Raw genomic sequence first — 4,900 nt, 5'->3', positions numbered from 1 at the left:
CCCCGTTAACCCGCCGGACCATGGAAACCACCTCTGGCACTAGTCGAATTTCTGGCGAGTCGTGAGTGGAAGTGAGTGATTGAGCCCTGTCTTTCGAGACAGGGCATTTTCTTGGTGGGAATCTATCGGTATATGAACGGGCAGTGCCGGGACTCCGATCGTCCACGCCGTCGCACGCGATTTCGCAGATCAGCCCAATTCCTCAATAATCTGCTTGCCACGAAAAGAGTCTATCGGAACCATTTCTGTGGCTCCGCAGTCCGGGCATTTCGAATGCTTTGCGCCGTGGCGCCAAACAGAATAGGCGAGTCCGGGGAGAAGGAAAAATAACCAGAGAACAATCTCAAGCGAGGTGCTACCCCTGTCTACATCTTTCACATACGCCTTGCGTCCACAATCGGGACAGATCAGTCTTTTTACTGCCATACTGCCTCCCTACAGCCAGTGCTAGCGAATTGCGAATTACCCGATTTGTTTTCCGTTCCATGGTTTATTCTTGTTGGCTATGGGGTGTCGCTAGACAGAATATCATTCCTCGGGCTACTCTTTGTCAATCTATTGTTAAGGCGCTCGCCTGGACATGGCCACGGGGACCCCGCAAACAGGGGGCCCGACGCACGGCCGCGCCTCTGCAGTCCGGGGACGGTTTCGGTTCAGGTCCCGGTGCGTAACAACATCGGATTGAAGGTCTTGGGCAGCAACAGGACCCGATCGCCGATATGCAATTCCCGCGCGTCGTCACCGACGACGATGTTGAGCACCTGGTTTCCCACCAGTACCGTTACCGCGTGCATCACGCCGTCACTGTGCACCTCCAGAACCTCCGCCGGTAGTTGAAACTTGCCCCGGCTGCGCTGGTCGGCGAACACCTCGGCCGGTGCTCCCTCGCGGACGATGGCCCCGTCCTCGAGCACGAATACCTTCGCCGACAGCTTGTACACCTCCGACAGATCGTGCGACACCATCACCGTGGTTACGCCGAGGGCGCGGTGCAGGCGTTGAATCTCGTCCTGCAGGTGGGCACGCATGTCCGCATCAAGGGCCGAGAGTGGTTCGTCCAGCAGCAGTACCTCGGGGCGGCGGGCGAGGGCGCGCGCCAGGGCGACCCGCTGACGTTGTCCGCCGGACAGGGTGTCGGGCAGCCGGTGGCGCAGGGTAAACAGGCGCGTCAGGTCCAGCAGCTTATCCAGAAACGCCGTGTCGCCCTTCCTGGGCAGCGCATAGGCGAGATTTTCCAGCACTGTCAGATGCGGGAACAGGGCCTGGTCCTGGAACACGAAGCCGATGCGGCGCTGTTGCGGGGGCAGGTTGATCCGGCGCTCGCTGTCGAACCACACCTTGCCGGCGACGCGGATCTGTCCTTCGTCGGGCGACGTCAAACCGGCCAGCATGCGCAGCAGGGTGGTCTTGCCGGCCCCGGACTTGCCAAACAGGGTGGCGAACTCGCCGCGCTCGACGCGTAAACGCGCTTGCAGCGACAGCTCGCCCTCGGCCGACAGCAGCCTTTTACCTACGTCGATCTCGATCATATCGTTCCCCGCAGAATTCGCGGCCGCTTGTTGATCCCGTACACCGCCAGCAGGATGGCGAAGCAGATGGCGAACAGTACCGCGGCGTAGAAATTTGCCGCGCCGTAGTTCAGACGCTCCACCTCGTCGTAAATAGCGATGGAAGCAACCCGGGTTACGCCCGGAATGTTGCCGCCGATCATGAGCACCACCCCGAACTCGCCGACGGTGTGGGCGAAGCTCAGCACAATACCGCCGAGCAGAGCGGGGCGGATGTTGGGCAGTAGCACCTTGAACGCGGTGTGGAGCCGTGATTTGCCCAGGGTGTACGACGCCTCGGCCAGAGACGGTGACAGGCCTTGAAGCGCGGCTTGTACCGGTTGCACCATGAACGGCAGGCTGAACAGGACCGAACCCAGTACGAGGCCCGTGAAGCTGAACGCGAGGCGGATGTCGAAATGTGTGCGCAGGAACGCGCCCACGGCGTGGTTCGGACTGAACGCGAGCAGCAGGTAGAAGCCAAGGACCGAGGGCGGCAAGACCAGCGGCATGCTGACCAGGGTCTCGACCAGCGGTTTCGCGCGCGAGCGGGTGAAGGCGATCCACCCGGCCAGCGGTACGCCCACCAACAGCAGAATAATCGTGGTCGTGAGGGCGAGTTCGAAGGTCAGGGCCAGGGGTTGCCAGTCGTAGCTCACGTGGCCTCCTGTGGCACCAGGGTGACCTCGTTCGCCTTGATCAGGCCTTCAACCTCATCGCCGGGGGCAAGAGCCAGGCGTTCCGCGGAGCGAGTGGTGATAAGGGCGACGACATCGTGCCCGCGGTAGTCCAGCACCACGCGTGTCAGCACGTCGCCGCGATCCAGGGATTTCACGCACGCCGCCAGACGATTGCGCAGGCTGATAGCACCGGCAAGGTTCTTCGCCAGCGAGACCTCGGTTTCCTGGAACAACACCAGTACCGGGGTGCCGGGCGCGAGAAAAGAGGCATGGGAGTCGGTCGCGATCACCAATGCGCTCAGGCTGTCGCCGTCGACCTCGACGTCCGCAAGCGAAACGCCGACGGCGGATTCTACGGTCTTGATGATTCCCTGCAGGCGATTCATGGCAGACCGTACCCATACCGCTTGAGGATCTCGCGAGCCTTGGCCGATGCCAGGAAGCGGAGGAACTCCCGCGCGAGCCGCGGATGGGCCTCGTAACCGTGTTTCAGGATCACAACACCCTGGGCGATGGGCGAGTACGACCCGGATGGCACCTCGACCCATCGGCCTTGTCCCTTCATCTTCGGCGATAGCACCACGGACTTGGCAGTCAGGCCAACGTCCACCACCCGCGAGTGGATGTACTGGTTCACCTGCGAAATGCTCTCGCCGTATACCAGCTTCGGCTGGGTTGCCCGGTCCAGGTGATAGAAGGAGAGCGCGCGCAGCGCTTCCTGGCCGTAGGGCGCAAGCCCGGGATTGGCAATGGCGACCTGGTGCACCTCGGGATCGGTGACCACGGCCAGTCCTTTGCCCAGGTCCACATTTGAAAGCGTCCACAACACCAGCGTGCCGTAGGCATAGATTTTGGGTTCGGCGATCGCGAGTCCCGCTTTGTGAAGCGCGCGGGGATAGGCCATGTTTGCCGACAGAAACAGATCATAGGGCGCACCCGCCTTTGCCTGCGCCGTGAGCTTGCCCGAGGAGCCGATGACCGGCTGCACCACGATTCCACTCTCGCTCTTGAACTCCGTGCGCAGTTCCTCGAACGCGAACTGCACGTTGGCGGCCACGGCCACCGTCAGCGCGTTCGCGCTGGCGTTTGCACCGGTGGCAGACACAGACAGGAGAAGCGTTGCGCACAGCAGGCGTTTCATGGCGCTACCTCGTGGCCTGTGGACACGCCAGCGGCGATATCACGGATGACGGTGGCGCCGACCTGGTCCAGCGGGTCGATCTCACCGAGCTTGGCGAGGATCGCGGCAGCCTCGTCCGGTGCACCGCGACGCAGGCGGATGAAGGCCAGGGCCTTCAGGCTAAACAGAAAGAACCGGATCGGGCCGCTTGCTCCCGACCACGGTGCGGTATCGACCTCGAGGTTGCGCCAGTCGGGCGCGAACCCGCCCTGGCGTGCCGCCGCTTCCAGTGCCGTCAGAGTGATTTGTTCGGCCTCCGCCAGCCGGGACCGGTAGAAGTAGTGCTTGTACAGGGCGAAGTATACGGGGAGGCAAGCGGGATCCAGGTCCCGTGCCTCGAGCAGCAATGCCTCCGCGCGGTCCGCGTCGGCGACGGCGGCATCGCGCAGCCGCCGGTCGATCTCCTCCGGTGCCGGTCCGCCGAATCGTGCGACTGCCTCGGCCACCGGCGACTTCCTATCCCCAGACTTCGGCCGGGGCCAGCAGGTCTTCCACCGGTTCGCCGCCAACGAGGTGCTGGTCAAAAATGGTTGCGACGTCTTCCTTGCTCACGCCGCGATACAGCGTCCCTTCCGGGTAGACCAGTACGTTCGGGCCCTGGTCGCAGGGTCCAAGGCAACCGGAGTAGGTGACGGCGATCTCGTCGAATAGATTGCGTTTCTGCAGTTCCTGCCAGAAGGCCTGCAGGATTTCATTGGAACCGTTGGCGGCGCAGCAGCCCCGTGGGTGCCCGGGCGGACGGTTCTGTACGCAGACGAATACATGTTTTTGCGGTCGTGCCATGATTGCTCCTCAGCCGAATTTGAACAGAATGCCGTAGCCGCCGCGGGGGTACTCCCACTCGACGTTACGATGGTCGGTACAGATCACCCGGCAGGTGCCGCACTCAAGACAGCCATCGGTGATCAACGTCACCCGCCCGTCACCCTCACTGGTGTAGCACGCGGCCGGACAGCAGAAGGTGCAGGGCTTCGAATCACACTGCAGCTGGCAGACATCGGGATCGGCAATCGCAATGTGGGGCCGGCCATCGTCCACGCGATAGCGGTTCTGGAACAGCTTTTCCTCGACCTTGATCATTCGAATGCCCTCCAGAGTTTGAATGCATCACCCATGAGACCGAAGCGTTTACGCCGGTTGACGAAGCTGCGTCGGATCTCCTTTTCCTTGGTTTTCTTGTCGACGTTGTCCACGGTAAACATCGTGTGTGCCGCCCGGTTGAGGAGTTCCGGATAGTCGGTGAAGTACTGGTGGTTGTTCTCGAATACGTTGGGCAAGCGCTTGTACTTCTTCAGGTCCTTCATCACGAAGCTGTCATCCAGCTTGCTGCGGTAACGCGCCAGGTTGGCGGCGGTCATGGGTTTGCCCTCGGCTGCCAGCTCGATCACGGTCTCGGCTGCGAGCCGGCCGGTGGTCATGGCCAGGTTCGAGCCCTCACGGTGGACACCGTTAACGAACATGCCCGCGTCGCCCACCATCATCCAGCCTTCGCC

8 protein-coding genes are annotated in these 4,900 nt (G+C 62.2%); all 8 read right to left on the bottom strand.

What is annotated here, in order from left to right; all coding sequences use genetic code 11:
• Positions 1-653: 653 nt before the first annotated feature.
• Positions 654-1,529 (bottom strand): ABC transporter ATP-binding protein, encoded by an 876-nt coding sequence (locus tag P8X48_12615; GenBank protein MEJ2108147.1) that lies wholly within the window; start codon positions 1,527-1,529, stop codon positions 654-656.
• Positions 1,526-2,206: a molybdate ABC transporter permease subunit gene (gene modB, locus P8X48_12610; GenBank protein MEJ2108146.1), complete on the bottom strand. Its 681-nt coding sequence runs from the start codon at positions 2,204-2,206 to the stop codon at positions 1,526-1,528. Before modB ends, P8X48_12615 begins: the two co-directional genes overlap by 4 nt.
• The gene (locus P8X48_12605) at positions 2,203-2,613 is read right to left on the bottom strand and encodes a TOBE domain-containing protein (protein MEJ2108145.1); all 411 of its coding nucleotides are present in this window, start codon (positions 2,611-2,613) and stop codon (positions 2,203-2,205) included. The genes modB and P8X48_12605 overlap by 4 nt, the downstream gene beginning before the upstream one ends.
• Positions 2,610-3,368, bottom strand: coding sequence for a molybdate ABC transporter substrate-binding protein (gene modA, locus P8X48_12600; protein ID MEJ2108144.1), 759 nt, complete (start codon positions 3,366-3,368; stop codon positions 2,610-2,612). The genes P8X48_12605 and modA overlap by 4 nt, the downstream gene beginning before the upstream one ends.
• Positions 3,365-3,853, bottom strand: a complete 489-nt coding sequence (locus P8X48_12595) for a hypothetical protein (GenBank protein MEJ2108143.1) — start codon at positions 3,851-3,853, stop codon at positions 3,365-3,367. The genes modA and P8X48_12595 overlap by 4 nt, the downstream gene beginning before the upstream one ends.
• 10 nt (positions 3,854-3,863) lie before the next feature.
• A complete protein-coding gene (locus P8X48_12590; GenBank protein ID MEJ2108142.1) occupies positions 3,864-4,190 on the bottom strand; it encodes a (2Fe-2S) ferredoxin domain-containing protein in 327 nt (108 codons plus the stop codon).
• 9 nt (positions 4,191-4,199) lie between these two features.
• Complete coding sequence (locus P8X48_12585) at positions 4,200-4,487, bottom strand: ferredoxin family protein (protein MEJ2108141.1); 288 nt, start codon at positions 4,485-4,487, stop codon at positions 4,200-4,202.
• A partial coding sequence (locus P8X48_12580) for a hypothetical protein (protein ID MEJ2108140.1) occupies positions 4,484-4,900 on the bottom strand: 417 nt, incomplete at its 5' end. The genes P8X48_12585 and P8X48_12580, both read right to left, overlap by 4 nt.

The organism is Acidiferrobacteraceae bacterium, assembly GCA_037388825.1.
GTDB lineage: Bacteria > Pseudomonadota > Gammaproteobacteria > Acidiferrobacterales > JAJDNE01 > JARRJV01.
The sequence above is the reverse complement of the archived record's forward strand: the minus strand, read 5'-3'. Positions and strand labels throughout refer to the sequence as shown.